The sequence below is a fragment of the Arthrobacter crystallopoietes genome (assembly GCF_002849715.1).
Lineage (GTDB): Bacteria > Actinomycetota > Actinomycetes > Actinomycetales > Micrococcaceae > Crystallibacter > Crystallibacter crystallopoietes.
Map to the genome: position 1 here is coordinate 294,560 of NZ_CP018863.1, position 22,984 is coordinate 317,543.

At 61.4% G+C, this 22,984-nt stretch carries 30 protein-coding genes; 7 read left to right on the top strand and 23 right to left on the bottom strand.

Annotated elements, in window-relative coordinates:
- Window positions 1-2: 2 nt before the first annotated feature.
- From cpaB to AC20117_RS01370, 6 genes are all read left to right on the top strand, one after another.
- Entirely contained in the window at window positions 3-737 is a 735-nt protein-coding gene (gene cpaB, locus AC20117_RS01345; protein ID WP_074701325.1) for a Flp pilus assembly protein CpaB, read from the top strand.
- On the top strand, window positions 734-1,930 hold the full coding sequence (locus AC20117_RS01350) for a CpaE/TadZ family protein (RefSeq protein ID WP_074701324.1): 1,197 nt from the start codon (window positions 734-736) through the stop codon (window positions 1,928-1,930). The genes cpaB and AC20117_RS01350 overlap by 4 nt, the downstream gene beginning before the upstream one ends.
- Window positions 1,927-3,378: a TadA family conjugal transfer-associated ATPase gene (locus AC20117_RS01355; protein ID WP_074701323.1), complete on the top strand. Its 1,452-nt coding sequence runs from the start codon at window positions 1,927-1,929 to the stop codon at window positions 3,376-3,378. Before AC20117_RS01350 ends, AC20117_RS01355 begins: the two co-directional genes overlap by 4 nt.
- Entirely contained in the window at window positions 3,375-4,316 is a 942-nt protein-coding gene (locus AC20117_RS01360; protein ID WP_236777412.1) for a type II secretion system F family protein, read from the top strand. Before AC20117_RS01355 ends, AC20117_RS01360 begins: the two co-directional genes overlap by 4 nt.
- A 12-nt stretch (window positions 4,317-4,328) precedes the next feature.
- Entirely contained in the window at window positions 4,329-5,213 is an 885-nt protein-coding gene (locus AC20117_RS01365) for a type II secretion system F family protein (RefSeq protein ID WP_074701321.1), read from the top strand.
- Between the two features lie 114 nt (window positions 5,214-5,327).
- Window positions 5,328-5,852: a prepilin peptidase gene (locus tag AC20117_RS01370; RefSeq protein ID WP_158300425.1), complete on the top strand. Its 525-nt coding sequence runs from the start codon at window positions 5,328-5,330 to the stop codon at window positions 5,850-5,852.
- Here AC20117_RS01370 and AC20117_RS01375 read toward each other — a convergent pair.
- The 11 genes from AC20117_RS01375 to AC20117_RS01425 form a co-directional block, all read right to left on the bottom strand.
- A complete protein-coding gene (locus AC20117_RS01375) occupies window positions 5,838-6,695 on the bottom strand; it encodes a Rieske (2Fe-2S) protein (protein WP_074701319.1) in 858 nt (285 codons plus the stop codon). The two genes, AC20117_RS01370 and AC20117_RS01375, sit on opposite strands and share 15 nt — an antisense overlap.
- Before the next feature lie 195 nt (window positions 6,696-6,890).
- A complete protein-coding gene (locus AC20117_RS01380; RefSeq protein ID WP_074701318.1) occupies window positions 6,891-7,817 on the bottom strand; it encodes a tRNA pseudouridine synthase A in 927 nt (308 codons plus the stop codon).
- Between the two features lie 34 nt (window positions 7,818-7,851).
- Window positions 7,852-8,409 (bottom strand): 50S ribosomal protein L17, encoded by a 558-nt coding sequence (rplQ, locus tag AC20117_RS01385; RefSeq protein ID WP_074701317.1) that lies wholly within the window; start codon window positions 8,407-8,409, stop codon window positions 7,852-7,854.
- A 68-nt stretch (window positions 8,410-8,477) separates the two neighbouring features.
- Window positions 8,478-9,488 (bottom strand): DNA-directed RNA polymerase subunit alpha, encoded by a 1,011-nt coding sequence (locus AC20117_RS01390; protein ID WP_074701316.1) that lies wholly within the window; start codon window positions 9,486-9,488, stop codon window positions 8,478-8,480.
- Window positions 9,489-9,641: 153 nt separating this feature from the next.
- The gene (gene rpsK, locus AC20117_RS01395) at window positions 9,642-10,043 is read right to left on the bottom strand and encodes a 30S ribosomal protein S11 (protein WP_074701315.1); all 402 of its coding nucleotides are present in this window, start codon (window positions 10,041-10,043) and stop codon (window positions 9,642-9,644) included.
- A 44-nt stretch (window positions 10,044-10,087) separates the two neighbouring features.
- A complete protein-coding gene (gene rpsM, locus AC20117_RS01400) occupies window positions 10,088-10,462 on the bottom strand; it encodes a 30S ribosomal protein S13 (protein ID WP_074701314.1) in 375 nt (124 codons plus the stop codon).
- A 152-nt stretch (window positions 10,463-10,614) separates the two neighbouring features.
- A complete protein-coding gene (gene rpmJ, locus AC20117_RS01405; protein ID WP_005267758.1) occupies window positions 10,615-10,728 on the bottom strand; it encodes a 50S ribosomal protein L36 in 114 nt (37 codons plus the stop codon).
- A gap of 72 nt (window positions 10,729-10,800) precedes the next feature.
- Entirely contained in the window at window positions 10,801-11,022 is a 222-nt protein-coding gene (gene infA, locus AC20117_RS01410; RefSeq protein ID WP_005267757.1) for a translation initiation factor IF-1, read from the bottom strand.
- 161 nt (window positions 11,023-11,183) lie between these two features.
- Window positions 11,184-12,164: a P1 family peptidase gene (locus tag AC20117_RS01415; protein WP_074701312.1), complete on the bottom strand. Its 981-nt coding sequence runs from the start codon at window positions 12,162-12,164 to the stop codon at window positions 11,184-11,186.
- Between the two features lie 9 nt (window positions 12,165-12,173).
- Window positions 12,174-12,980, bottom strand: a complete 807-nt coding sequence (locus tag AC20117_RS01420) for a phosphotransferase (protein ID WP_236777413.1) — start codon at window positions 12,978-12,980, stop codon at window positions 12,174-12,176.
- A 25-nt stretch (window positions 12,981-13,005) separates the two neighbouring features.
- Complete coding sequence (locus AC20117_RS01425; RefSeq protein WP_074701310.1) at window positions 13,006-13,473, bottom strand: MarR family winged helix-turn-helix transcriptional regulator; 468 nt, start codon at window positions 13,471-13,473, stop codon at window positions 13,006-13,008.
- A 90-nt stretch (window positions 13,474-13,563) separates the two neighbouring features.
- On the opposite strand from AC20117_RS01425, the gene AC20117_RS01430 reads away from it, so the two are divergent.
- On the top strand, window positions 13,564-14,829 hold the full coding sequence (locus tag AC20117_RS01430; protein ID WP_083339784.1) for a multidrug effflux MFS transporter: 1,266 nt from the start codon (window positions 13,564-13,566) through the stop codon (window positions 14,827-14,829).
- Between the two features lie 6 nt (window positions 14,830-14,835).
- On the opposite strand, the gene AC20117_RS01435 is transcribed toward AC20117_RS01430, so the two are convergent.
- The 12 genes from AC20117_RS01435 to rpsH all read right to left on the bottom strand — a co-directional run bounded on the left by AC20117_RS01435 (window position 14,836) and on the right by rpsH (window position 22,911).
- On the bottom strand, window positions 14,836-15,432 hold the full coding sequence (locus AC20117_RS01435) for a hypothetical protein (RefSeq protein WP_074701309.1): 597 nt from the start codon (window positions 15,430-15,432) through the stop codon (window positions 14,836-14,838).
- Window positions 15,433-15,434: 2 nt separating this feature from the next.
- On the bottom strand, window positions 15,435-16,031 hold the full coding sequence (locus AC20117_RS01440; protein ID WP_074701308.1) for an RNA polymerase sigma factor: 597 nt from the start codon (window positions 16,029-16,031) through the stop codon (window positions 15,435-15,437).
- A complete protein-coding gene (locus tag AC20117_RS01445; protein WP_074701307.1) occupies window positions 16,032-16,844 on the bottom strand; it encodes a hypothetical protein in 813 nt (270 codons plus the stop codon).
- Between the two features lie 338 nt (window positions 16,845-17,182).
- On the bottom strand, window positions 17,183-18,010 hold the full coding sequence (gene map / locus AC20117_RS01450) for a type I methionyl aminopeptidase (RefSeq protein ID WP_074701306.1): 828 nt from the start codon (window positions 18,008-18,010) through the stop codon (window positions 17,183-17,185).
- Between the two features lie 100 nt (window positions 18,011-18,110).
- Complete coding sequence (locus AC20117_RS01455; protein WP_074701305.1) at window positions 18,111-18,686, bottom strand: adenylate kinase; 576 nt, start codon at window positions 18,684-18,686, stop codon at window positions 18,111-18,113.
- Complete coding sequence (gene secY, locus AC20117_RS01460; protein ID WP_074701304.1) at window positions 18,683-19,996, bottom strand: preprotein translocase subunit SecY; 1,314 nt, start codon at window positions 19,994-19,996, stop codon at window positions 18,683-18,685. Before secY ends, AC20117_RS01455 begins: the two co-directional genes overlap by 4 nt.
- A 198-nt stretch (window positions 19,997-20,194) precedes the next feature.
- The gene (gene rplO, locus AC20117_RS01465) at window positions 20,195-20,650 is read right to left on the bottom strand and encodes a 50S ribosomal protein L15 (protein ID WP_074701303.1); all 456 of its coding nucleotides are present in this window, start codon (window positions 20,648-20,650) and stop codon (window positions 20,195-20,197) included.
- A 2-nt stretch (window positions 20,651-20,652) separates the two neighbouring features.
- On the bottom strand, window positions 20,653-20,871 hold the full coding sequence (gene rpmD / locus AC20117_RS01470) for a 50S ribosomal protein L30 (RefSeq protein WP_074701302.1): 219 nt from the start codon (window positions 20,869-20,871) through the stop codon (window positions 20,653-20,655).
- Window positions 20,871-21,587, bottom strand: a complete 717-nt coding sequence (gene rpsE, locus AC20117_RS01475; RefSeq protein WP_074701301.1) for a 30S ribosomal protein S5 — start codon at window positions 21,585-21,587, stop codon at window positions 20,871-20,873. Before rpsE ends, rpmD begins: the two co-directional genes overlap by 1 nt.
- Window positions 21,584-21,955: a 50S ribosomal protein L18 gene (rplR, locus tag AC20117_RS01480; protein ID WP_074701300.1), complete on the bottom strand. Its 372-nt coding sequence runs from the start codon at window positions 21,953-21,955 to the stop codon at window positions 21,584-21,586. Before rplR ends, rpsE begins: the two co-directional genes overlap by 4 nt.
- Before the next feature lie 2 nt (window positions 21,956-21,957).
- Window positions 21,958-22,494, bottom strand: coding sequence for a 50S ribosomal protein L6 (gene rplF / locus AC20117_RS01485; protein ID WP_074701299.1), 537 nt, complete (start codon window positions 22,492-22,494; stop codon window positions 21,958-21,960).
- Between the two features lie 18 nt (window positions 22,495-22,512).
- A complete protein-coding gene (rpsH, locus tag AC20117_RS01490) occupies window positions 22,513-22,911 on the bottom strand; it encodes a 30S ribosomal protein S8 (protein WP_074701298.1) in 399 nt (132 codons plus the stop codon).
- Window positions 22,912-22,984: the final 73 nt, after the last annotated feature.

Genomic DNA, 22,984 nt, shown 5'->3' on the forward strand with positions numbered 1-22,984 from the left:
GAATGAAGTCTCGTCTATTTGCTGGCACGGCCGCAGTCATACTCGCCCTTGTCGGGGCCATGCTCGTCTTTACATACGCAGGCAATGCTGACGATAGAGCAATAGCCAAGCTGGATCCAGTCGGCGTCTTGGTTGTTCAAAAATCAGTTCCGGTCGGCACCCCGTCCGAGGAGTTGGGTGAGTATTTGGCCGTAGAGGCCTTGCCAACCAAGGCTGTGGCGGGATCTGCGCTAAGAAACTTGAATGACACTGCGGGGAAAGTAACCGCAACGGAATTGGTTCCTGGGGAGCAACTGATTTCTGAACGACTCGTCGCTCCGGAAGAACTTGAGTCTTCGGGAGCCGTCGAAGTGCCTAAGGGGCTGCACGAAGTATCTTTCCAACTTGAACCCCAAAGAGTTGCAGGAGGACAAATTGTTCCTGGAGACCATGTCGGGGTGTTCATTTCAATGGAAGACGGACCCTCGGCTTCGCCGGGCCCAATCACTCAACTGGCCCTTCGTAAAATTCTGGTCATCTCAATCCAACGCGCTCCACAGCCCGTGAACGAAGCAGGGGAGACTGACACTCAGACGTTGCCCGAAGGCTCCATGTTGGTAACTGTTGCTGTCGACGATCATGCTGCCCAGAAGATCGTCTTCGCATCAGAGTTCGGGCGGATCTGGCTGAGCAAAGAGCCGCACGACGCGAAGAAGAACAAGCCCGCTGTTCTCCAAAGTGATGAGGTCTACCGATGAGCCGCTTCCTGCTGATCGGATCGGATGCGTCGTTCGAGCAGAAACTTAGACTCGCCGTCGCCGGAGGACTGCCCGGCGACGTAGTAGCGGTGAGCCCAGAATCAGTCATGGTGCACGCTGAAGAGTTCCTGTCCATGATCAGCGAAAATCGGCCGGAAGTCATTGTGCTTGGGCCTGGACTCGCCGTCGAAGATGCTCTGCGTCTGGCAACAGTTGTGGACGTCCGGTTCCCGGGACTTAGCGTTGTGCTAGTCGCGGAGACCACTCCAGAATTAGTCCTCCAAGCGATGCGTTCCGGCGTCCGTGACGTCATGAGCCCGCTAACAGATATCCCGTCGATCCGAATCCTGTTGGAGCGGGCAGGCCAAGTTTTTGCAAATAGGTATCGGACAGCTTCTCCGGGTTTGTCAACCCCTGCTGAACAAGGCCTCGTCATTGGGATTTTTTCTCCGAAGGGTGGGGTAGGCAAGACTACAATCGCCGCCAACCTCGCCGTTGGACTGGGCAAGATAGCTCCGATGAACGTCGCTGTCGTCGATTTGGATCTTCAGTTCGGTGACATATCGTCTGCACTTTATCTGGACCCCGAGCACACAATGGTGGATGCCGTGTCCAATCCAGCAAGCCAGGATTCGATGGTCCTGAAAGCATTCCTGACCGTACATCCCGCGAATATATACGCATTGTGCGCACCAAAGGATCCAGTCTCCGCCGATCTGATCACGGCCGATCAGGTAACACATGTGCTACAGCAATTGACAGCCCAGTTCAAGTACGTTGTTGTCGATACTGGACCGGGACTGACAGAACATACGTTGGCCGCTCTTGAACAGTGCACGGACGCCGTCTGGGTTGCCGGGATGGATGTTTCAAGCGTTCGGAGTTTACGGACGGGCTTGGACGTGCTTCGAAAACTCGAGTTGACTCCGGACACCCGTCATGTCGTCCTAAACTTCGCCGATGCGAAATCTGGACTGAGCGTACAAGACATTGAAGCGAGCCTAGCTGCCCCAATCGACATCGCCATCCCGCGGTCCAAGGCACTGTCATACTCAGCGAATCGTGGCATCCCGATACTACAGGAAGATGTCAAAGACCATGCGACCAAGGGCTTGAAAGCTCTAGTTGAGCGATTCGATCCGCAACTGCGGGACAAGCCTCGCAAGCTGCACAGAAGGACGGTAATCCAGTGAAGCTTTCCGAACGCATGAGTGTTGTGCGCAATCATGCGCCTTCCGGCGAGTATGTGAGTGCGAGTTCAAACACGCAGGTACCTGGCGCGCTGCTCGAGGAAGACGTCCACACTGTGCCAGTTCATGTTCCCCGAGCACCCGCGGCTTCCACGGTACCGATCGACGCACTCGCAGGACTCAAACACCGAACTGCGAACGCATTGTTTGATCGGATGGGAGCACGTTTTAACGACTCCACGCTAACGGAGGAGGACTTACGCTCCGTCGCCCGCGAAGAACTCGGTCAGATCATCGACGAAGAGCAAGTTCCGCTTTCTGCCGAGGAACGGCGGCGCCTGATCCGAGATGTCGCGGACGACGTCATGGGGTATGGTCCGCTACAACGTTTCTTGGATGATCCGAGCGTGACCGAAATTATGGTGAACCGCATGGACCAGATTTATGTGGAACGCAAAGGGCTCGTGACGTTGACTGATGGCCGATTCAGCTCGGAAGAGCACCTGCGGAAAGTGATCGAGCGCATCGTCTCGAAGGTAGGCCGAAGAATTGACGAGTCCTCGCCGCTTGTCGACGCGCGGCTCGAGGACGGCTCGCGCGTTAACGCAGTTATCCCGCCTCTCGCCGTGAACGGGTCGTCTTTGACCATCCGGAAATTCAGCAAGGTCCCTTTGACGGTCCAAAACCTCATTAGCTACGGCACTATGACCCCTGAGATGGCTGAACTACTCGATGCATGCGTCAAAGCGAAGCTAAATATCCTTGTCTCCGGCGGTACGGGCACGGGCAAGACCACTCTCCTGAATGTCCTGTCCTCTTTCTTACCGGAAACGGACCGCATCGTTACGATCGAAGATGCCGTCGAGCTGCAGATCCAGCAGCAGCATGTGGTCCGTTTGGAGAGCCGGCCCCCGAATACAGAAGGCAAGGGCGCTGTGACCATTCGCGATCTGCTGCGCAACTCGCTTCGTATGCGCCCGGACCGCATTGTAGTCGGCGAGGTCCGTGGAGGAGAATCTTTGGACATGCTCCAGGCTATGAATACAGGCCACGACGGCTCGCTCTCCACCGTGCACTCGAATTCGCCCCGCGACGCCGTCGCCCGTCTGGAAACTCTGGTCCTCATGGCTGGTATGGATCTCCCATTACGCGCCATACGGGAGCAAATCGCTTCCGCAGTGGACTTGATTATCCAGATTGCTCGACTGCGTGATGGCACACGACGGATCACTCACGTCACGGAAGTCCAAGGAATGGAAGGCGACGTGGTCACACTTCAGGACGCCTTCGTTTTCGATTATTCCGCTGGCGTGGGCAGCGATGGCAGGTTCCTCGGCAAGCCGATACCGACGGGTATTCGCCCCCGTTTCATTGAGCGCTTCGAAGATATGGCCATCAAAGTTTCTCCGGCTGTCTTCGGACTTGGCGCAAACGCGACAGGTCGTCGATGACTATGGGCTCGCTCTTGGTCATTGGCACCGCACTAATCCTAAGTGCGGCACTCCTAAGTGTCTTTGCTCTTCAGCCACACGGCGGTGGCATTCCGAGGGATCGTCGTCGACCATTCGAAGAGGAATCGACTTCCCAGCTTTCGCGGTTTGCAGGGTCCGCCGTCCGGTTTGTTGAAGGGCTGTTGACTCACTATCCCATCCGGCTCTACCGCCGGGAACTACTGGAGCTCGCGGGCCTCAAGCTGAGCCAAGCGGATTACATCATCCTTGTAGGTTCCGGCACTTTGGTCTTGGGTCTGATGTGCATGCTCTTAGGAGGAGTAGGTCTCGCGCTCTTGATTGCCATACTGACGCCGTTTGCAGCACATGTGCTCGTGACGGTGCTCATTAATCAACGTCGTACCAAGTTCAATGCCCAGTTGAGTGATACGTTACAGCTACTGACCGGAGGCCTGCGGGCGGGCCACAGCATCCTCCGGGCAATTGATGCAGCTGCCGCCGAAGCTGACAGTCCTACTTCCGAGGAGATGCACCGCATCGTAACGGAGACCAGCTTGGGCAAGGACCTCCTCCATTCGTTGAACGACACCTCCACACGAATGGCTAGCGAGGACTTTATGTGGATCGCTCAGGCTATCCAGATCAACCGAGAGGTCGGTGGAGATCTGGCAGAGGTACTCGATCAGGTAAGCGGCACTATCCGCGAGCGTACTGAGATCAAGGGACAGATCAAAGCCTTAGCGGCTGAGGGAAAAATGTCCGCCTACATTCTGATGGCGCTCCCCATTGGCATTGTCACCCTGCTTAGCGTCGTCAATCCCGCTTACATCGGTGTCCTGTTTACCGAGCCGCTTGGCTGGCTGTTGATAGGCGTATCAATCGTTCTGATGATTATCGGCGCTCTATGGTTGCGCAAGATCATCGACCTGAAGTTCTGACGGCGGCGTGAAATGAATCTACTCGTTGTGACAGGCGCACTACTCATTTGCTGCTCCGTGACGTATGTCGCGTGGGCCCTCTTGGCTCACGACAAGAAGGGGTTGCATGCGGTACGAGCCAATCTTAGGCGTGGTTTCGAAGCCGAGGGCCCCTCAAGCCGCCGTGATCTGGGACCTCTGTATCAGCTCGGCGAACGACTAACACCTTCCGGTTATGCCAAGAAGCTGGACCAGTTTTTGGCCCTGGCAGGCCGCCCCGCGACGATGCCGTTGAATAGACTGCTGGCGGCGAAGCCCGCATTGGCTGGTTTGGGTGCACTTCTGGCGTTCCTCATGATCAAGACCAGCCCTACGTCAACCACGGTCTTTCTTGGGATCTTCCTGACTCTGTTGGGCTACTTCGCTCCGGATCTGATGCTCTACAGCAAAGGCCTTGAACGCCAGCAGTCCATACAGATGCAACTAGCGAATACCCTCGACCAAATGCTTATCTCAGTAGAAGCCGGGCTCGGATTTGAAGCTGCTATGGCCCGCGCCGGCGCCAACGGTAAAGGGCCGTTGGCCGAAGAACTGGTGCGAACGTTGCAAGACATGCAAGTAGGTCGAAGCCGTCGTGAATCTTATCTTGCCTTGGCGGACAGAACCAATGTCCCTGAACTGCGCAGTTTTGTTAAGACTATTGTGCAGGCCGATGCCTACGGGATTGCACTTAGTGGCGTACTGAGGACGCAGGCAAAGGTCATGCGCGTCAAGCGGCGCCAGCGAGCTGAAGAAAAGGCAATGAAGCTGCCCGTCAAGGTCCTCTTTCCTCTACTCTTCTTCATATTCCCGGTGCTGTTCATAGTCGTTATGGGCCCCGCAGTCCTGAATCTCATGGATACGTTCTCGGGGTCTTGACCTATGAATTTGATGCTCATATCTGGCTCTGTCGTGGCGTGCACGGTCGCAGGCTGGCTCGTTTTCCTTCTTGCTCAGCGAGAGGACAGGACGTTCCTGCCTGAGGGGTGGCGAATGCCGCTGGCATTGCTGTCCGGGTTCTTGTGCGGGCTGCTGGTGTGGATTTTCGACGTTGCCCCAATACTGCCGGCGCTTTTGTACCTTGCGGTGCTGGGAGTGCTGCTTGGTGCGATCGATGCCCGGCATAAGTTGCTGCCGAACCGGCTTGTCTTGCCGTTCTTGCTCGGAGCACTCTGTCTGCTCGGGATCGCCAGCCTGATAAGCGGTACATGGCTGCTGTTCCTCGGCGGCGTGCTGGGTGGGGCGGCCATGTTCGTCGTCTACCTGATCATGGCGCTGATCAAACCGGGCGGAATGGGGATGGGGGACGTGAAGTTGGCAGCCGTCGTCGGGCTTTATGCGGGCTACCTTGGGCTGAACGCTTGGTTGCTGGTGCTGGTCGGGGCGTTTATATTGAACGCGGTGGCCATACTGGTCCTCATGCTTGGCAAGGTGCTGACTCGGAAATTAGAGATCCCGTTCGGCCCTTCGATGATTGCGGCAACGCTGATGGTGCCGCTGGTTTCAGGAGTCGGTTGAGCGGCGGACTTCGATCCCGCCGTCGATGACGCGCGCTTCATAGACCGGCTGCGGATTGCTCGCCGGGCCGCGGACGATGCCGCCGTCGGACAACCGGAACGTGCTGCCATGCCAGGGACAGGTGACACAGCCGTCGCTGACAGTTCCCTCTTCCAGCGGGCCGCCCATGTGGCTGCATACGCTATCCAGGGCATGAATCTGACCGCCGTCACGGTAGAGCACCACGGACACCCCGTCCAGATCCACCTTTCGCAGATCTCCCTCCCTTAGTTCCGCCTCCGCAAGCACGGCCTGCCAATCGGTTGGCCCATCGCGCCAGGCGGTGCGGTTGACGTTGACGCCCTTGGAGTAGGACAGGTGGCCTCCGAGGTAGCCTCCGGCCATTAGGACCCCGAAGCCGGCCAATCCGAGAACCTTGCCTGCTCGGCGGTTTCCCTTCTTGCGGGCAATGAGTGATGCTGTGTAAAGGCTCACAGCTGTCGAGTTCGACAGTGCATGCAACAGTCCGATCCGGCGCTCCTTGCCCTGCGTATCGGACCAGTCGTTAGAACCGGATGCAGCAGTCGGAATAGCTGTGGCAATCCCGGCCATGACCAACAGATCAGCCGCCGGTTCGGAAGACTCTCCGCCGACACCATCAAGCAGGGTGGCCATAGTCCACGCGCCGATGGGGAGGTCGGTCAGTAGCGGATGCAAGGCGTGCCCCACGTAGGTACCGCTGAGCACATTTCGCAGGATTTGCGGCTTCAATACCCGGTGAACGATCGCAGCATACGGTTCAGCAATCTTGTCCAGGAATTCGAGGCCTTCCACCGTGTCCACTACCTGATGCAGCATCTTCATTGCAGCCTCCTGGTGCCGTTACCTGATGGGTCGGGTTTGGAACGACGCCAGCACAACGGGCATCATCCCCGGTTCACCAGAGTCTGCCATCGAGCGAGAGGGCTGGCAAGAGAAACCGAGGGTTTGGCTGGGCGGCAGCGCTGGCGGGGAAGGAATGGTCAGCCGGGAAGATTTTGCGGCCTCGCGGACTGAAGATCAGTCTTCGGAAGTGCGAAGGGCCCGGGTCTGCTCGGCGCGGCCGGAGAGCGCGGCGTCGTCCGGGTATTTCACTTCTTCGAGGATGAGCGGATGCGGCGGGGCCAGTATGGTTTTGGAGTCCCGGACCTTGGCGACGAGGCGCTCGTGCAGCCACTCCGGGCGCTCCTCCCCTGCCCCGACCGTCAGCGAGGCACCGATCAGGGCCCGGACCATGTTGTGGCAGAAGGCGTCGGCGCGCACGGTGGCGACGACTACGCCGTCGTTATTCCGGGTGAAACTGAAGTCCTGAAGTTCGCGGATGGTGGTGGAGAACTGGCGCGGCTTGCAGAAGGACAAGTAGTCGTTCACCCCCAGAATGCGCTCCGCCGCGGAGTTCAGCGCGTCGACGTCGAGGGCGTGCTTGTGCCAGAGGGTAATGTTGCGGGTCAGCGGATCCCAGCTCTCGGCGCGGTCAGCAATGCGGTAGCTGTACCGGCGCCAGAGGGCGGAGAACCGCGCGTCGAATCCGATCGGGGCCAGCTCGGCGGTGTGGACTTCGATGGCGCCGGCGAGATCGCGGTACGGCACCGGCGCACCGACGCGGCCGCCGAGGACCTTGGTAACGACGCCGCGCAGCCGGCGCAGCAGGGAGGCCGACGGATCGATCATCTTGCCCCGGGCCAGTGACTCCCACTCCCCCGGTTCCAGGTCGAAGTGCACCACCTGGCCGCGGGCGTGGACGCCGGCGTCGGTGCGGCCGGCCACGGTCAGCCGGATGGGCCGGCGCAGCAGCGTGGCAAGCGCTTCTTCCAGCGCCCCCTGGACGGTCAGCAATCCCGGTTGGATTGCCCACCCGCTGAAGGGACCGCCGTCGTACGCCAAATTCATCCGGACACGCAGAAGCCCGCTGTCCGGTTGCGGGACAACGGGCTTCTGGGAATGCATGCTCTAAATGCTAGCCGGATTCAGACGGGAAGAATTACTTCTTCTCGTCGGCTTCCGAAGCCTCAGCAGCTTCTTCGGCGGAAGGAGCCGAGGGAGCGGAAGCCGGCGAGTCAGCCGACTCAGCCGAAGCGGAGGATGCGGATTCGGCCGAGACGGCCTCTTCCTCAACCGGAGCGGGAGCGGACTTGGCGGCAGCCTTCTCAGCTTCGGCCACGACGGCCTGCTTCGGGGAAACCGGATCCAGGACCAGTTCGATGACAGCCATGGGAGCGTTATCGCCCTTGCGGTTGCCGATCTTGGTGATGCGGGTGTAGCCACCATCACGGTTCTCGACGGCGGTAGCGATGTCGGTGAACAGCTCGTGGACGATGCCCTTGTTGCTGATCAGGGACAGCACGCGACGGCGCGAGGCCAGGTCTCCGCGCTTGGCGAAGGTGACCAGGCGCTCGGCGTACGGACGCAGACGCTTTGCCTTGGTAACGGTGGTGGTGATGCGCTTGTGCTCGAACAGAGCAGCGGCCAGGTTGGCGAGCATCAGTCGCTCGTGAGCCGGACCGCCTCCGAGGCGCGGACCCTTAGCGGGGGTAGGCATTATGTTTTCTCCTCAAATGGTGCCGCTCGTGGCGCTACAGAGCACCATGACGGCAGAATTCTTGCGATTTAGAGTTCGTCCTCGCCGAAGGCTTCTTCGTCCTCTTCGATGGCTGCGGCACGTGCGGCAAGGTCGAATCCTGGAGGGGAATCCTTCAGGGACAGACCAAGCTCAACAAGCTTTGCCTTGACCTCATCGATGGACTTCGCACCGAAGTTGCGGATGTCCATGAGGTCAGCCTCGGAGCGGGCAACGAGCTCACCCACGGTGTGGATGCCCTCACGCTTGAGGCAGTTGTAGGACCGCACGGTCAGCTCAAGGTCCTCGATCGGCAGAGCCATGTCAGCTGCCAGCGCGGCATCTGTGGGGCTCGGGCCGATTTCAATACCTTCAGCCTGGGTGTTCAGCTCGCGTGCCAGGCCGAACAGCTCAACCAGGGTGGTTCCGGCAGAGGCGACGGCGTCGCGCGGTGCAATGGAATCCTTGGTTTCGACGTCGACGATCAGGCGGTCGAAGTCGGTGCGCTGCTCAACACGGGTTGCCTCAACCTTGAAGGTAACCTTCAGGACCGGCGAGTAGATGGAGTCAACCGGGATGCGGCCGATCTCCGAGTCGCCGGACTTGTTCTGGCTCGCCGAAACGTAGCCACGGCCGCGTTCGATGGTCAGTTCGAGCTCGAACTTGCCCTTCTCGTTCAGCGTGGCGATGTGCAGATCCGGGTTGTGGAATTCCACGCCGGCCGGCGGTGCAATATCCGCAGCGGTGACTACACCGGGTCCCTGCTTGCGCAGGTAGGCGACCACGGGCTCGTCATGCTCGGAGGAGACAGCCAGGTTCTTGATGTTCAGGATGATCTCGGTGACATCTTCCTTCACACCCTGAACGGTGGTGAACTCATGCAGCACACCGTCGATCCGGATGCTGGTTACAGCAGCACCGGGGATCGAGGACAGCAGGGTGCGGCGAAGAGAGTTTCCCAGGGTGTAGCCAAAGCCCGGCTCAAGCGGTTCGATAACGAACCGTGAGCGGTTGTCGGCCACTACTTCTTCGGTAAGGGTGGGGCGCTGTGCAATGAGCACTTAGATTTCCTTTCAGCGAGCGTCCGCTATATGACGCAGCACGAATTGGTGGAAAAGAACGGCTAGACAGCCGGGAGCGGAACCTTCAGCCGCCGTCGTAATTCCCATATACATGGGGACCGACGGCGGCCGAAGGAACCAAAAGGCGGCTGGTTAGACGCGGCGGCGCTTCGGGGGACGGCAACCGTTGTGGGCGCTGGGGGTGACATCCGAGATGGAGCCAACCTCGAGGCCAGCGGCCTGCAGCGAACGGATTGCAGTCTCGCGTCCGGATCCCGGACCCTTTACGAAAACGTCGACCTTCTTCAGGCCATGCTCCTGGGCACGCTTTGCAGCGGACTCAGCAGCCATCTGCGCTGCGAACGGGGTGGACTTACGCGAACCCTTGAAGCCAACCTCGCCGGCCGAAGCCCACGAGATGACAGCACCGTTCGGGTCCGTAATGGACACGATGGTGTTGTTAAAGGTGCTCTTGATGTGCGCCTGTCCGAGCGCAATATTCTTTTTATCCTTGCGACGCGGCTTACGTACCGCTCCACGAGTCTTGGGGGGCATATATTTCTCCTACAAAGTTGGTTGGTAGCTAGCAGACCCGCTGTTTAGCGAGTCTTCTTCTTACCGGCGACGGTGCGCTTCGGGCCCTTACGGGTGCGAGCGTTGGTCTTGGTGCGCTGACCGCGAACGGGCAGGCCACGACGGTGGCGAATACCTTCGTAGCTACCGATCTCAACCTTGCGGCGGATGTCGGCGGCAACCTCACGGCGGAGGTCACCTTCCACCTTGTAGTTGCCCTCGATGTAATCACGCAGCTGCACGAGCTCTGCATCGGTGAGGTCCTTGACGCGGGTGTCCGGGCTGATGCCGGTCTCCGCGACGATCTGCTCTGCACGGGTCTTACCCACGCCGTAGATGTAAGTCAGGGCGATGATTACCCGCTTTTCGCGGGGAATATCTACGCCAGCGAGACGAGCCATATGGCGGTTCTCCTTGTTGTATCCGGAGGTCTGAAGCAATGCATCCCTGTTACCAGGTCCCCGGCCTCCGAGCCCGGGGGTGTGCAGGAAATCCTGCTGCACTGCCTATTGAATTACTACGCGCGGGTAGTTCCTGCTTGGAAGCAGGAAGCTTAGCCCTGGCGCTGCTTGTGGCGCGGGTTCTCGCAGATCACAATGACGTTGCCCTTGCGACGAATCACCTGGCACTTATCACAGATCCGCTTGACGCTCGGCTGGACCTTCATGGTTATCCTTTGCGTTTGCAGTTGTCGCTTGCGTAACTACCTATTACCGCGGTGGCCCGCGGAGCTAAGTCTTTACTTGTAGCGGTAGACGATACGGCCCCGTGAGAGGTCGTACGGGCTGAGTTCCACTACAACACGGTCCTCTGGGAGGATCCTGATGTAGTGCTGACGCATCTTTCCAGAGATGTGAGCAAGCACAACGTGTCCGTTAGTCAGCTCAACGCGGAACATCGCGTTGGGCAGAGCTTCCTGCACAGTGCCTTCAATCTCTATGACACCGTCTTTCTTAGCCATATCCTCCGCTAACGTCAGTAACCACCACTTGCGTGGGGCTAGTTTTTGGGTTTTGCTTGCCGCTAGACTTCCGGTGGAATGCGCTCAAAGAGCGGCCCCGGGCCCGGCAACGGGCACGAAAGTAGAGACAACCAACAGATAACTGTACTCCGCGCGCCGCCTTAAGTTAAATCGGGATGCTTTGCAAGTACGACGGCGGGAGTTTCCACAGTCTCGGCACTCGCCACCGCGTCAAGGATGGCAAGGCGGACGGCTTCCGCCGCCAAAATCTGCAGTTCCAGGACCGGGGTGACGGGGCCCTCTTGCACCAGCTGCTTCTCGCCGGTGGCTAGGCCGAAGACCACATCGCCGTCGCCGAGTGTGTGGGAGGGATTGAGCGCTCTGGCCAGTCCCGCATGCGAGGCCGAAGCAGTGCGCTTGACCTGGGCGGGATCCAGCACGGCGTTGGTGGCGACGACGCAAAGCGTAGTGTTCAGCGGCGCATGGGTGGGTGGCGGCGCTTGGCTGGGGAGCGGCGGCAGCGCGGGGGCCGCGGGCAAGACCTGTTCCCTGCCGAGCCCAACGGGCGCGCCAGCGGCGTTGACTACCGCGATTGCACCGATGACCACCTCGGTGTTGCTCCCGCTCATCCGCAGCGAAGCACTGCCCACTCCCCCTTTATAGCGCTGGTAATCCAGCGCAGCTCCGGCGCCGGCGCCCGCGTTGCCCCGCTGTACCGGCGCAAAGTCTGGAGAGGCACCTGCAGCAGCAGCGGCGTCGTACCCCATTTGCTCGGTTGGCCGGGCCTTGGCATCGCCGCCGCGGCCGAGGTCGAAGATTGCTGCCGCGGGCACGATTGGAACTACGCCGGCGTCTGTGCGGAAGCCTCTGTCCTGCTCCTCAAGCCAGCGCTGTGCGCCGTGGGCGGTGATCAACCCGAAGGCGCTGCCGCCGGTGAGGACCACCGCGTCCACCGTGGGGACCAGCGTGGTCGGGTCGAGTGCGTCGGTTTCGTGGGTGGCCGGGCCTCCCCCGCCCACGTGCACGGAACCGATGGTTCCCGGCGGCGGCAGCACCACGGTCACGCCGGACAGCCAGCCCTCGCCGATCCGCTGGATCTGGCCGACCTTGATTCCGGGGACATCGGTGATGGAGGAAGTCATGCCTTCACTCTAGAGGGCGGTACGGATCAGATCCGCGTTGTCGGTGAGCCAGGCTTCGGCCCTGGGCAGCCGGTCCTTCACACCCTCGTCCCACCAGCGCCGGAAGACCGGGTCGGCGTCGGCGGCAGCTTTAGCAGTGATCGCTGCGTTGCGGCCGCGCCGGATGGCGACATCGACCAGACTGCTTCTTTGCTCGGAGTTCATTCCGTAGGTGTCGGCGAACAGCCGCACCCGAGCCGGAATGTCTGCGTCAGCCAGGGCCGGGGCCCGGTCTGACGGGTGCAGAAGCGGCGCCCACCAATAGAGGGCGTTGACGACGTCGGCGACCCGGGTTGTCGGCCTGGCGAGGTCGAAGTCGACCAGGGCAGCCGGAAGGCCGTTGCGGAAGACGACATTACCCGGGCAGTAGTCCTGATGGGAGACGAGTTCAGGCTTGGCGAACAGTGGCTTAACGCCTGAGGGACGGATACCGGGAAGGCTGCCGAACACCGCGCCTTCCGGCGGCACCCACCCCTGCGCGGCGTCGTGCAGCCGGCGGACGAGCTTGGCCAGCGCGGCCAGCACCTCCGGACCCGCTACTTCGGCGGGTAACGGCTCCACCGGGATGTCGCCCGAGACGTAGGAGAGGACTTCCCGTCCGGCGTCGTCGTAGCCGAGCGGGAGCGGAGCGGCATCGAAGCCCTGGGCATGCAGGTGCGCCAGATACTGCTGGACGGTGGCGGTGAACGGTCGGACCGGCCGGCGTACTGTGTCCCCGATTTTGACCACCTCGGTCCAGCCGCCCTCGCCCAACTGCTGCCCGCCGTCGTCGTTCATTGGATGCTCCTTATAAACTCGCATGTCATTGCGCGGCGGCGAGTTCTGCCCGCAACTCCTCCTCGAGAGCGGCGAGGGCCGCGGCCGCGGCGACGATGGCTTGGACCTGCTCGGCCGGAAGCTTCAGCAGGGCGGTGCTGATGGACCCGGACCACGCCTCCTCGATGAGCTTCTTGTTCTTTTGCGCGACTTCAGTCGGATAGAGCAAGGCCAGCCTGCGGTCCGACGGGCTGGTTTTCCGCTCCACCAGTCCGCGGCCAACCAGCGCCTTCACTGCGGCACTGGCATTACTCTGGCGCAACCCCAGTTGCACGGCAAGCTCCGAAACGGTCAGACCCGGTTGCGCGTGGATGCGCATGAGCACCACCAGTTCGGAGGTGGGCAGCGGATCAAGGCCGGCCGCCGAGGGAAGAATGCGGTGGATGGTCCAGGACAGAGAGTGCAGCAGCGATCCCAATTCGTGGGAGGGAACACTGGTTGTGGTCGACGACATAGTCCCATCCTAGTCCATATTTTGACATATATATAAAGTTATAACTAGATTCAATGCAGCCCCCATTCTCTTCCTGGTTAGGAAACCGCTGTGACTTCAACTCCCCCGCGCGATGCCACCCGCCTGACGGGCACGGTGATCGGGGTTCTGGCCCTGCTGACCGCGGTGAGCCCGCTGGCCACGGACATGTACCTGCCCGCCTTCCCGCAGATGGCGATCGATCTGGGTGTCTCGGCCACCAGCATCCAGCTGACGCTCACGACGTTTCTGATCGGGCTGGCACTCGGCCAACTCATCATCGGTCCTTTGTCCGACGGGACGGGACGGCGTAAGCCGCTGCTGATCGGCACCGCCATCTGCCTGCTGGCCAGCATCGGAACGGCCGTTGCGCCCAACGTTGAACTCCTCATCGCGGCGCGCTTCGTCCAGGGCTTGAGCGGCGCCGCCGGCGTAGTGCTAGCCCGCGCCATCATCTCCGACTCCGCCAAGGGGGTCCAGGCCGCCAAGGTGCTGGGTGTCATGATGATCATCCTTGGCATCGCCCCGGTGCTGGCCCCGGTGCTCGGCGGCGCCATCATCGCCGGCCTGGGTTGGCGTGGTGTCTTCTGGGTAGTGGCGTTCCTGGTTGCACTGATGTTCATCGCCGCGCTGTGCTTCATCAAGGAAACGCTCCCGGCGTCCGGACGTCAGGGCGGCGGCCTCAAGGCCATGCTCCGCAGCGGCAGGACCGTGCTTTCCAACCGGAACTACGTTGGGTACCTGGTCACGTTCTGTTTCGCCTTCGGTGCGATGTTCGCCTACATTTCGGCGTCGCCATTTGTCCTGCAGAATGTTCTGGGCCTGTCCACAACCACGTATTCGCTGGTCTTCGGGCTTAATGCCCTGGCCATCATGATCTCCGCGATCATCGCTACCAAGCTGGCCGGGCGCGTGGACTTCCGCAAGATGCTCGGCGGCGGTGTGATCGCTCTCGTGCTTGCGACCTTGGCCCTGCTGACGGTGGTGTTCACCGGCGTTGCGATGATCCCCACCCTGCTGCTGCTCTTCGTCTTCCAAGGCTCGTTGGGGTTCATCTACGGCAACGCCACAGCCCTTGCCCTAGGTGAAGCGCGGCAGCACGCCGGCACCGCCTCCGCCTTCCTCGGCGCTTTCCAGTTCATCCTTGCCGGCGCGGTTTCGCCACTCGTCGGTCTGGCGGGCGAGCACGATGCCCTGCCCATGGCGATCGCCATGGCGTTGGCTGCGCTCATTTCCGCAGCGGGCTTCTTCCTGCTGACCCGCAACCGCTCCGCCGAGGCGATCGACGGGGAAGCAGAGCCTGCGCGGCCCGAAATGAGCGAAGCGGCAACTCGCTGAACACCCTCAGAGCTTCGTGACGTCGATCGTCCCGGGCTTCATGTCGATGGCTTCGCAGAACTGCTCGACGTTGGCGGGCAGCCCGTCCGGCGTCGCGAAAACCGCGTAGCGCCAGTCATCCCGGATACAGGTCACCATGGCCGGCGGTTCGCTTCCCGGGGCCTGCTGGTCCTGTCCCTCCTGGGACCGGCCCTCCCCCGGCGCCGCTTCTTCCGGCGATGACTGTCCCGGCTCCGGCAGCGGTGCTTCCCGCCAGAGCGCGCCGCAGAGTTCCTGCGGGTCGATGCGCTGCGGGACGCCGGACAGATCCACCATGACGCTGCCGTCCGGATTGGTGCCCACGATCTCGCCGCCGCTGGCGAAACCCGCCTCCTGTTGCGGGGCATCGGGCGTGGAGCCCATGTAGCAGATGGCGGTGAAGCGCTTCTGGTCGTCCGTGAGGTTCAGAATGGCAAAGCCCGCAGTGGCGGAACCGGCCAGCACCGGCACGGCGACCGCAGCGGTGACCACCCGCCGTCGTCGTTTGTGGCGGGCGATGTCCTGCGTAATCCGGGCATTCAGCGCCGAGCGCACGCGCGCTTTACTGAGCTGGAGTTCGTCCATTCCTATTCACCTTCTTCCGCTGTGAGCACGTCCGAAAACTGGTTCTTCAGCCGGTTGCGCAGACGCAGCACCCGGTTCTTGACGGCGGCCTTGGTCAGGCCGAGTTCCTTGGCAATGTCGCCGTGCGGGCGGCCGCCGACGAAGTGGACCAGGAAGATCCGCTGGTCGGCTTCGGGCATGGCCGACACCGCGCGGTGGACCCGGTTGAGGGTGTCCTGCGCGATGACCTTCTCTTCGGTCGAGACTTCGGCAAGCACCCGCCCGATATCCATCCGGTCGATGTCCAGCATGTGCTGGTTGCCCTTCTTGCGCAGATGGTTCGCCGCCAGATATTTAGCTGTGGTGTAGAGCCATGGGAACACGGAGCCGTTGACGCACTTGACCCGCTTCGCCTTCTCCCACATGAGGAAGAAGGTTTCCTGCGCAAGCTCCTCCGCGGCTCCGACGTCGCCGGTGATCCTGCCCAGGTACCGCAGCACGCCATCAGCGTGGCGCTCGTAGAGCACGCCGAACGCGTCTTCGTCCCTGCGTCCGCAGCGCCGGAGCAGCGCGGACTCATCCGGCGGCCCCTCGGCCGCCGGCTCGTCATCGACTGCCATCTAGCCGAAGAAACTGGCTGACGAAGCCTCGTCATTGAAAGCACCGATCCAGCTCGAGAACTGGTAGTCACCATAGATAGCCCCTTCGCCGTCGCGGTCTTCGTGCAGCCGCACGTTGCAGCCGTTGTACCCGCGGAAGGACGTGACCCGGTCATTCCAGCCGACGTCGGCCAGATTGATGAAGGCCGAGCCGCCCGCGGAGCAGCCCCCGTAGTTCAGGATCCGGTACGAGGCCCCGGAGTACCCGGCGTTCGCGTACACAATGCCAGCTGTAACCAACGACGACGACGGCGCCTCTTCGGTCACGGGCGCCGGCTCAACTGTCGGCTGGGTTGCCATCGCGGGCACTGCTGTTGCCGGCGTTGCCATCGCGGGCTCCGCTGTCATTGGTGTTGCCGCGGCCGGTTCCACGGTTCGCTGCGTGGCCATGGCGGGCTCAGCCACCTGGGTCGCCATGGCCGGCTCAATCGTCTGCGTGGTTGTGGCGGGTTTAATCGTCTGCGCGGTTGACGCCGGTTCAGCCAACTGCTCGGTTACGGTTTGCTCGACCGTTCCGGCCAACTGGTCCACACCCAACTGCTCCAGTGCCGTGTCCAAGGCGGCCTCAGTTTCGTAGCATGCGGACGCAGAAGTAACGGCGTTGAACCAACAATGCGCGCCGGTGGACGCCTTAGTCGAGGTTGTCTCCGAGGTTCCAAAGGGCGCTGGGCTGGCGGCGGCGACCGCCGGAACGGCGCCTATTCCGATCAGTCCTGCGGTGATTACTGCCGCGAAGACGGCATGCTTGCGCTGTTTCAGTACTTTGCGGCCCATGTTTCCACCATATAAGAGCCCCTTCCCGGGCTCCTAAAGCCCTGTGGATCGGAAGGAAAGATGTGGCGGCCAACGGAGCGGTGAGCCGTTCGCTCCCACCGCCCCGCGGCCATACCCTCGATGACCCTCTCTCCATGCAATGCATCCTGACGGGCCGAAGCCGTTCGTTCCTCAGCCGGAGTCAGGTCCCTTGCGGGCCATCTACTTAGTAAATGTGCCGGGGATGCAAAAGGTCTCGCCTGGAATGAAAGTTTTTTCATCCCGGGCGAGACCGGCGGAAGGTGACGCTCAAAGGTTAAGCCAAGAGCCGCCGTCGTCCGCTTGAAAATGAGGGCCGATCAGTCCAGCGGAACCGGCGTGACGCCCAGCGGCGCCAGCTTGGCTACGCCGCCGTCTTCGGCAGTGAGGACCCAGATGCCCTTGTCGTGCACGGCGACCGTGTGTTCCCACTGGCACGAGCGCGAGCCGTCGGTGGTCACGACGGTCCAGTCATCGTCCAGGGTTTTGGTCTCGATGTCGCCGCGGACCAGCATCGGTTCGATGGCCAGGCACAGGCCCGAACGGATCTTCGGGCCGCGGTGGCTGGTGCGGTAGTTCAGCACGTCCGGCGCCTGGTGCATGGCAGTACCGATACCGTGGCCCACGTAGTCCTCGAGGATGCCCAGCGGCTTGCCCTCAACGCTGCTGACGTAGTCATCGATGGCGTTGCCGATGTCGCCGACGCGCGAGCCGTTCGCCAGCGCAGCGATCCCCCGCCACATGGCTTCCTCGGTCACGTCGGAGAGCCGCTGGTCTTCGGGATCGGCCGTACCCACAATGACTCCCCGCGCGGAGTCGCCGTGCCAGCCGTCGATGCTGCAGCCGCCGTCGATGGAGAGGATGTCCCCGTCCTGGAGCACCTTCGTGCCGGGGATGCCATGCACCACTTCCTCGTTCACGGAAACGCAGACGGTGGCAGGGAAGCCGTGGTAGCCCTTGAAGTTACTCTTCGCGCCCGCCTCGTTGAGCACGGCTTCGAAGGCAGCGTCCACGTCGCTGGTGGTGGCACCAACGACGGCGGCGGCCACGGCAGCGTCGAGGGCGCGGCTGACCACCAGACCCGCTTTGCGCATTTTGCGGATCTGGTCCTTGGTCTTGTACTCGATGCTGGGCTGGCCGAATGCCATGGTTTCTGTTTTCCTTCTGTTCTGTGATATGCCGCAGGCCCCGTCCAACGATTTCGATGGATCAGGGCCTGGGCTTAGGTTGGAGCGGCAGCTCCGTTGGCTAAGCGGTGACGCTCTTGAGCGCTTCCATAATGCGGTTGGTGACATCGTCGATGGCGCCCAGTCCGTCCACCTTGGTCACGATGCCGCGTTCCTCGTAGCGGGAGACGACTGCCTCGGTCTGCTCGTGGTACAGGTCCAGGCGGTGCCGGATGACGGTTTCGTTGTCATCGGCGCGGCCTTCCTGCTGCGCGCGGCCCAGCAGGCGCTTGACCAGTTCCTCGTCGTCGGCGGTCAGCTGCAGGACAACGTCCAGCTGATCCTCGCTCTCGGCCAGGATGCTGTCCAGCTCATCCACCTGCGCCGTGGTGCGAGGGTAGCCATCGAGGAGGAAACCCGGTTCGACGTCGTCCTTGGAAAGGCGGTCGCGCACCATGTTGTTGGTGACGCTGTCCGGAACGAAGTCGCCGTTGTCGATGTACTTCTTCGCCTCGAGGCCCAGCGGGGTCTCTTCCTTGACGTTGGCGCGGAAGATATCACCGGTGGATATGGCGACGATGCCCAGCCGCTCGGAGATACGTGATGCCTGGGTTCCTTTGCCGGATCCGGGCGGGCCGATAATGAGCATCTTTGTCATCGCAGTAGTCCTTCATAGTGAAGTTGCTGTAGCTGGGCATTTATCTGTTTCACGGTTTCCAGACCAACACCAACCATGATGAGGATCGAGACGCCGCCAAACGGGAAGTTCTGGTTCGCGTTGATCAGCACCAGGGCGATCAGCGGAATCAGAGAAATCACGCCGAGGTAAAGCGCGCCCGGAAGGGTGATCCGGGACAGCACGTAGGAGAGGTATTCCTCGGTGGGGCGGCCGGCCCGGATCCCCGGGATGAAACCGCCGTACTTCTTCATGTTGTCCGCCACCTCTTCGGGATTGAAGGTGATGGCCACATAGAAGTAGGTGAAGAAAACGATCAGGCCGAAGTACACGGCCATGTAGACCGGGTGGTCGCCGCTGACCAGGAAGGTGTTGATCCAGTTGACCCATTCCGGCGGCGGAGTGGTGCCGTCCGTCGGGGTGTTGAACTGGGCTACCAGGGAGGGCAGGTAGAGCATCGACGAGGCGAAGATGACTGGGATAACACCGGCCATGTTCACCTTGATCGGGATGTAGGTGCTAGTGCCGCCGAGTGTGCGGCGGCCGATCATACGCTTGGCATACTGGACCGGGATGCGGCGCTGCGACTGCTCCACGAAGATGACAGCGGCCACGGTGAACAGGCCGATGATGATCACACCGATGAAGATGTTGACGCCCTGTGCGCGCAGGATTTCACCCAGCGAGCTCGGGAAGCCGGCGGCGATAGAAACGAAGATCAGCAGCGACATGCCGTTGCCGACGCCCTTTTCGGTGACCAGTTCGCCCATCCACATGATCAGGCCGGTACCGGCCGTCAGGGTCAGGATGAGCAGCACGATCACTATCAAGCTGTCGTCCGGGATGATCGGCACCGGGCAGTCGCCCAGCAGTGCGCCGGAGCGGGCCAGCGAGACGAGCGTGGTGCCGTTGAGCAGGCCGAGGGCAATGGTCAGATAGCGGGTGTACTGGGTCAGCTTGGACTGGCCCTGCGCGCCTTCCTGATGCAGCTCCTGGAAGCGGGGAATAACCACCCGCAGCAACTGCACGATGATGCTCGCCGTAATGTACGGCATGATGCCCAAGGCAAAGATGGACACCTGCAGCAGGGCGCCACCGCTGAAGAGGTTGACGAACTGGTACAGCCCGCCGCTGGTGTTGCCGAGCGCCAAGCATTGCTGCACGTTTCCGTAATCAACACCGGGGGCAGGGATGAAGGCACCCAGGCGGTAGATGGTGATGATGCCGAGGGTGAACAACAACTTGCGCCGCAGGTCCGGCGTCCGGAAAACCCGGCCAATTGCGCTGAGCAAGCGTCCTCCTGAAAAGTCTTTGATGCCGCCGAGCGGCGATGCACAAGAACCGAGTCTATCTGCTCGGCCGCGTCCGGAATAACTCGCGGACTAAAAAGTAAACTGCCTTTAACCCAATGAAACTCTTGGTGGCCGGAATACACCGACCACCAAGAGTTTAGTCATTGGTTGTGAGAGATCACTACCGAAGCCGTTTGGCTACAGCTCCGTGACGGAACCGCCGGCGGCGGCAATCTTCTCAGCAGCACTGGCGGAGAAGGCGTGAGCCTTCACATCAACCTTGACGGTGATGTCGCCGGTGCCCAGAACCTTGACGAGCTGGTTCTTGCGAACCGCGCCCTTTTCGACCAGGTTATCCACGGTGACCTCGCCACCCTCGGGGAACAGCTCGTTGAGCTTGTCCAGGTTCACAACCTGGAATTCCACCTTGTTCGGGTTCTTGAAGCCACGCAGCTTCGGCAGGCGCATGTGCAGGGGCAGCTGGCCGCCCGCAAATCCTGCCTTGACCTGGTAGCGCGCCTTAGTACCCTTGGTACCACGGCCTGCAGTCTTACCCTTGGAGCCTTCACCACGACCAACACGGGTCTTGGCGGTCTTGGCACCGGGGGCAGGACGCAGGTGGTGGACCTTCAGAGTGTTGTTCTCTTCTGCCATCTCTACTTCGCCTCCTCAACCTTTACCAGGTGAGAAACAGTGTTGAGCATGCCCACGGTCACGGCATCGGCGTTACGGACAACAGTCTGTCCGATACGCTTCAGGCCCAATGAACGCAGCGTGTCGCGCTGATTCTGCTTGCCGCCAATGACGGACTTAATCTGGGTGATTTCCAACTGTGCATCAGACGCAACCAAGTTGTTACGAGTCGTCTGGATCATTACGCACCTGCCTTCTGCTGCTGCATTGCGCGGAGCAGGATCGGAGGAACAACCTCGTCCAGCGGCAGGCCACGACGGGCTGCTACTGCCTGAGGCTCTTCGAGACGGCGCAGTGCGTCCACCGTGGCATGCACAATGTTGATCGCGTTGGCCGAACCGAGCGACTTCGAGAGCACATCGTGGACACCGGCGCACTCGAGTACGGCGCGGACCGGCCCACCGGCGATAACACCGGTACCGGCAGCGGCCGGACGGAGCATGACGACGCCTGCAGCGGCCTCACCCTGGACACGGTGAGGCACCGTGCCGCCGATGATCGGGACGCGGAAGAAGGACTTCTTGGCTTCTTCAACACCCTTGGCGATAGCTGCGGGAACTTCCTTCGCCTTGCCGTAACCAACGCCGACCAGGCCGTTGCCGTCGCCGACAACTACCAGAGCGGTGAAGCTGAAGCGACGACCACCCTTGACGACCTTGGAAACACGGTTGATGGTGACGACGCGCTCGAGGTACTTGTCCTTCTCGGCGTCGCGTGCGTTGTCGCGGCCACCACGGCCACCACGCTCGCCACGGCCACCGCGGTCGCCACGCTCTCCACGACGCCCGCCGCGGCGGTCATCCTGGGAAGAAGCAGCTTTATCGGCGGTACCCGCGGTAGCGGTGGTCTCAGTTGCTTCAGTCACCTGAGTATCCTTTTCGTTATTCTCTGCGGTCACAGTGCCAGCCCACCTTCACGTGCGCCTTCGGCAACAGCTGCGACACGGCCGTGGTACTTGTTACCACCACGGTCGAAGACAACGGCCTCGATGCCGGCAGCCTTGGCGCGCTCGGCTACGAGCTCGCCAACGCGCTTGGACTTAGCGGTCTTGTCACCTTCGAATCCGCGCAGATCGGCTTCCATGGTGGAAGCCGAAGCCACGGTGATGCCCTTGCTGTCATCGACAACCTGGACGAATACGTGGCGTGCGGAGCGGTTGACTACCAGACGCGGACGGACCGCGCTGCCGGTGATGCGCTTACGGACGCGCAGGTGGCGGCGGCCGCGTGCAGCGGACTTGCTCTTACCCTTAATTCCGAGAGCCATGGTTACTTACCAGCCTTTCCGACCTTGCGGCGGATCTGCTCGCCTACGTAACGGATGCCCTTGCCCTTGTAGGGGTCCGGCTTCCGCAGCTTGCGGATGTTGGCAGCAACCTCGCCGACCTGCTGCTTGTTGATTCCCGATACAGAGAGTTTGGTCGGACCCTCTACTGCAAAGGTGATGCCGTCGGGGGCCTTGATGGCAACCGGGTGGCTGTAGCCCAGGGCGAACTCGAGGTCCGAGCCCTTGGCCTGAACGCGGTAACCGGTTCCAACGATCTCGAGGTTCTTCTTGTAGCCTTCGGTCACACCGATGATCATGTTGTTGATCAGGGTGCGGGTCAGGCCGTGGAGGGACCGGGATTCGCGCTCGTCGTTCGGGCGGGACACGGTCAGCGTGCTCTCGTCCAGGGCCACCTGAATCGGGGAAGCAACCGCGTGGGTCAGTTCTCCCTTGGTGCCCTTGACGGAGACAACGTTGCCGTCGACCTTAACCTCTACGCCGGCGGGAACGGTGATGGGGAGACGTCCAATACGTGACATTTTATCTCTTCCTTTCCGTTACCAGACGTAAGCGAGGACTTCGCCGCCCACGCCCTTCTTGCCGGCCTGACGATCAGTCATCAGCCCGGAAGAGGTGGACAGGATTGCGATACCCAGGCCACCCAGCACGTGCGGCAGGTTGGTGGACTTCGCGTAAACACGGAGACCGGGCTTGGAAATGCGGCGGATACCGGCGATAGAACGCTCGCGGCTCGGGCCGAACTTCAGTTCGATGGTCAGCTTCTTGCCAACCTCAGCTTCCTCTTCCTTCCAGCCGGCGATGTAGCCTTGCTCCTTCAGGATGTCGGCAACGCGTGCCTTGAGTTTGCTGTACGGCATGGACACGGATTCGTGGTAAGCCGAGTTTGCATTGCGCAGACGAGTCAGCATGTCTGCGACAGGATCTGTCATAGTCATTGTGGGCTCTTGCCCTTCCTCGTAACGGTTTCCTTGTTCCGGCAGGCTCAACCAGCGGAACGGGACCTTTTAC